5 protein-coding genes are annotated in these 4,385 nt (G+C 35.1%); 3 read left to right on the forward strand and 2 right to left on the reverse strand.

Going from position 1 to position 4,385, the window contains the following annotated elements:
• Positions 1-1,110 (forward strand): zinc-binding dehydrogenase (locus DMP16_RS08120; protein WP_304948040.1); only part of this gene is annotated, 1,110 nt, incomplete at its 5' end.
• On the opposite strand, the gene DMP16_RS08125 is transcribed toward DMP16_RS08120, so the two are convergent.
• Complete coding sequence (locus tag DMP16_RS08125; RefSeq protein ID WP_083216343.1) at positions 1,107-1,400, reverse strand: DUF131 domain-containing protein; 294 nt, start codon at positions 1,398-1,400, stop codon at positions 1,107-1,109. The genes DMP16_RS08120 and DMP16_RS08125 overlap by 4 nt on opposite strands.
• 48 nt (positions 1,401-1,448) lie before the next feature.
• Between DMP16_RS08125 and DMP16_RS08130 the strand changes: the two genes are divergently transcribed.
• Together DMP16_RS08130 and DMP16_RS08135 are read left to right on the forward strand one after the other, a co-directional pair.
• Complete coding sequence (locus tag DMP16_RS08130; RefSeq protein ID WP_069282286.1) at positions 1,449-2,354, forward strand: translation elongation factor; 906 nt, start codon at positions 1,449-1,451, stop codon at positions 2,352-2,354.
• Between the two features lie 24 nt (positions 2,355-2,378).
• Positions 2,379-2,654 (forward strand): hypothetical protein, encoded by a 276-nt coding sequence (locus DMP16_RS08135; protein ID WP_069282287.1) that lies wholly within the window; start codon positions 2,379-2,381, stop codon positions 2,652-2,654.
• On the opposite strand, the gene DMP16_RS08140 is transcribed toward DMP16_RS08135, so the two are convergent.
• Complete coding sequence (locus DMP16_RS08140; RefSeq protein WP_143577075.1) at positions 2,651-4,384, reverse strand: ATP-binding protein; 1,734 nt, start codon at positions 4,382-4,384, stop codon at positions 2,651-2,653. The two genes, DMP16_RS08135 and DMP16_RS08140, sit on opposite strands and share 4 nt — an antisense overlap.
• Between the last annotated feature and the right edge of the window lies 1 nt (position 4,385).

The raw sequence follows: 4,385 nt of genomic DNA on the forward strand, positions 1-4,385 counted from the left end.
ATACAGTATGTAATAACAATGAAGGCAGCAATTCTCCATAAATATAATGAACCACTAGTGATTGAGGATAGCGTAGAAATTGATCAACCTAAGAGAGGAGAAGTGAGGATAAAAGTGACGGCAACCGGGCTATGCCACTCTGATGTTAATGTATTTGAGGGGAAGACTCCAGTACCAACACCAGTAATAGCAGGGCATGAAATCTCAGGAGTAGTAGAAGAAATAGGTGAGGGGATCACAAACCTTAAACGAGGAGATAGAGTAGTTTCATCATTTGTACATCCTTGTGGTCAATGTAAAAATTGTATAACAGGTAATGAGAACTTGTGTGAGAACTTTGCTAAGACTAGACTAAATGGCACTATGCTAGATGGAACCACTAGAGTGCGTTACAGAGATGGAAGAGCCATAAGAACATTCCTAGGAGGTGGATTTGCTGAGTACGCCGTTTTACCACAAACGGCTTTGAATAAAGTTCCTGAAGATATGGATCTAAAGAAAATAGCAGTATTAGGTTGTGCAGGCTTAACGGCATATGGGGCTGTAAATATAGCTAAGGTTGAACCTGGAGAGAGCGTAGCAGTTATTGGTGTAGGTGGTGTAGGTTTATCTATAATTCAGATGCTAAAGTCCATAGGAGCTGGAAGGATAATAGGAGTAGGAACTAAGAAATGGAAACTTGAGAAAGCTTTAGAAATTGGCGCTACGGATGTGATCAACTCAAAGGAGACCGATGCAGCCAAGACAATTAAGGAAATAACTAATGGTGGACCAGATATCGTGATAGAAGCAGCAGGAACTCAAGAAACTATAAGAATGGCTATAGAATCAGTGAGAGTTGGTGGAAGAGTAATCTTAGTTGGACTACCACCTACTACCTCTGAAATCCCATTAAGGATAGCTATGATAGTAAGAAACGGGATAAGAATAATAGGTAGTTATGGAGCTAGACCTAGAATAGATATGCCTAGGTTATTACAGTTAGTTAAACTAGGCAAATATGACCCCACTTCCTTGGTTACTGGCACATTTAAGTTAGAAGAAATTAACGAGGCTGTTAAGCTATTGGAAGAGGGAGAGGCTATAAGGAGCTTAATTGTACCCGATTAATAAGGTGGTGGAAATCTAGCATTTTTCCTTGCAATTATGAACATAATTAGATATATTATAAGTAATATAATTGTGAAGATAACGCCTACTATCACTAGGTTACCTAAAACTGAGGAAGGAACATTTCCGAAAGCTATTGGTATAGGTCCAATTAAGATTAGTCCTGCAAATTGCGGACTGCTAGTAGCTGAAGTGGATTGGGTTGTGGCATACGGTGGAGACAAAATACTAGCGAATACTAGGAGAAAACCAATAAACATTAGTATGATAGAAGCAACAATTAATTTCATATTTTAAAACTTGAACATGAGGTTAAAAGTTTTGCACCAGTGATCAAGATGTATGAAGGGGAGATTATATCGATAACATCCTCGAATAAAGAAAAAATAACTGAAATAGCTAATAAATTGGGAAAACTCCATGAAAATGCAAAATTCAAAATATACTATAGAAAGAGGGGAGAGTATATAAGGTCAATTCTTGTTTCCTTGGATTATCCGGACAAGTTCTTGGACAGTGCTGAGCTAATATCGCTCTCTTCCCTTTCGATCCTTTATCTGCCAGAAAATCTGTCATGGCAAGACGGTGAATTGGCAATGTTAGTAGACTCACTTAATATTAAAAACAAGATTGTAATAAGTGATCTTGAAGAAAGAAAATTGAACTCTATTCTTTCTCCTCTAAGTTCGTTCAAAAACTTTAAGTTAACTAATGATATCTCGGATTTGGAGGAGTCTAAGGAAAAGGATTTGGGTATAGTTTACATTGATAGAGTATTCACAGTTAAAGGAGTAGGAACTGTAGTCACTGGCTTTTCCTACACTAAGGTTGAGGCTCACGATAAATTATTAGCACTGCCATATAATAAAGAGGTGGAAATAAAGAGTATTCAAGTTCTTGACGAGGATGTTAACTCAGTGGGGAGTGGAGTTAGAGTGGGCTTCGCTTTAAGGAACGTAAAAGAGGATGAGATAAAAGATCTTATGTACTTAATAAAGCCTAATGTTAAGGTAGATAATAAGATTGAGGGAAAATTGACCAAATATCCTTGGTCGACCTTCAACGAAGGACAAAACCATGTATTAATAAAGGGCTATGCAGTACCTGCTAATGTCAAGGTTAATAACGAAAAGGCTGAGATAAAAACCTCGGTGGTAATACCTTTAATCAGTGATCAAATACCAATTTTAAACGTTAACGTAAAGCAAGGTAAACCAAGAGTAATTGGATATGTTAATTTATAGCTTAGTAAATCAAAGTAAATAATTATGGAGAGTGTTGTTAAAAGTGCTTTTAAAAAGGCTAAAGAAGTAGTGAATGATTCCGAAATTCACGTTTTTAGGGACTCTTATGGTGCTTATTATATGATAATCGTAAGGCAAGCTAGTTGTAAGGATAAGTCTAAGATCATTGATAAAATTTATGATGAGGTATATAAGATGATTGATCAAATAGATTTAACTATTTATATTTTTACTGAAGAGGCATATAAGATCTTTTTAGAAGAAAATAAGAAATATCTGGAAGAAGTAAAGATAAATTAAATTTTATTCAAGTTATCTTTAAGAATTTTTAGATTGTTATCGGCTGAGAAGAACACTGGGACGTCATGAGGTAAGGCTGATTTAAAGCTAACTAATAACCATTGCCCAGCTTCTAGCTCTAAAGTTTTATCTAGAAGTATATCACTAATCCCGAAAGTTTCTGCCAATAATTGCCTATCATATGGTCTAGGTAATGTACTGATAAAATATGTGTGAAGTTGTTGCAAAGCATTAGTATTTAAGTAAGCTAATCTTTGTGTGCTAATTAAAGCATGTAAGTGATATTTCCTACCATGTCTTAATAGTTTTTCAACGGCGTTACTGGATTCCTCACTCTTATCTTTCTGTTTAGTATCGTAAGGGATAAACTCTTGAGCCTCGTCAATTATAAATAACACTTTAGGATTATCTGAATACATTCTCTTTCTACGGTTATACACATGGTTTATCACACTCGCTACTAATTGTCTGCCTTCTTCCAAGTTGGGTAATTCTAGGATAAAAAGCCTAGGTGAATTTTCAGACGAATCAAGAATCTCTATCGATAGTTTTTCTACGTCGTAATCTTCTCTTTCTTCAACCCCTAATGATATATATGATTTAAGACCAGAAATAAAGATAAATAATGTAGAGTTCTCCTTTAAATGAGACTCCCTACCTAGAGTCTCTATCTCATCCAATAATTGGTTTAGACTATCATCAACTATATCATCTGCATTTAGTTTCCTATCTCTCATGAAATTGTCCAACTTACTAAGGAAAGTGTATAGTAAGGGTTTTTGGGATATTGCAGTATATTTATCCTCTATCTGCTTCTTTATGAAATCTATAATATCACCATAAGTTAAAAAGGAGAATCCTTGAGGTGGAATATACAATTGTCTAATTTTTTCTTTTTGATATAATATTTCTCCAGCTTTCCTAATTTTATCCCTAATATCAGTTATGTCATCTGGTATCACGTGGCTTCTTAAAAATCTCCTTCCCGCATCCGTTGCATTTAATGGAACTCTATCTAATGATATTAGCCTAGACTCCATCTCCATTAATTTATCCAAAAGTAAAATAGCGTATTCCATAGAGACATCAAATATTACAACCTTTGTATTAGGTGAAGTATCCAACACTCTTCTAACTATTAATGATGCCAAATTTGACTTACCAGATCCTGTGAATGCGAAAATTCCAATATGATATCGCATAGCCCTCTCTAGATCAATGTTAAGTCTGATGTCCTCATTGATCACATTTCCTAAACTAACTTTACTATTTGCACAAACAAATTTGCTATATGCATTAACGTTAAGTATCCTAACTGAACTTCCTAGAAGGGGGGGAAAATACCCCTTCTTAAAGGAGAGTTCGTTTTGGTTAATCTCTAGTATGTAACCTAAAGGATATGCAATTACATCAATCCACTTATGTTTATCTTCTACTTTCCAACTCTCTTCTACTCTCTTCATAATCTCGTTTCTTATTTCTCTAGGGACTGTCGAGTCTAAATTTATCATACCATAATGCATAGGAATTATCTCAGCAGTCTCAAGTATCAAATAAGTATCATCTTTTATCGTATTTACTGCCAATAATTTTCCTATTCCAAGTTTGTCCTTCATCGAGAAATCGAATTCAACGATATAATTTCTAAACGAGATCGTACCTCTTCCGTCCGATGTCTGCCTAGTTATTACTCTAGCCTCCCTTAACTTTCCTTCTGCATTTTCAAATATA

The sequence above is a fragment of the Sulfolobus sp. B1 genome, assembly GCF_007050195.1.
In the GTDB taxonomy this organism is placed as follows: Archaea; Thermoproteota; Thermoprotei_A; order Sulfolobales; family Sulfolobaceae; genus Saccharolobus.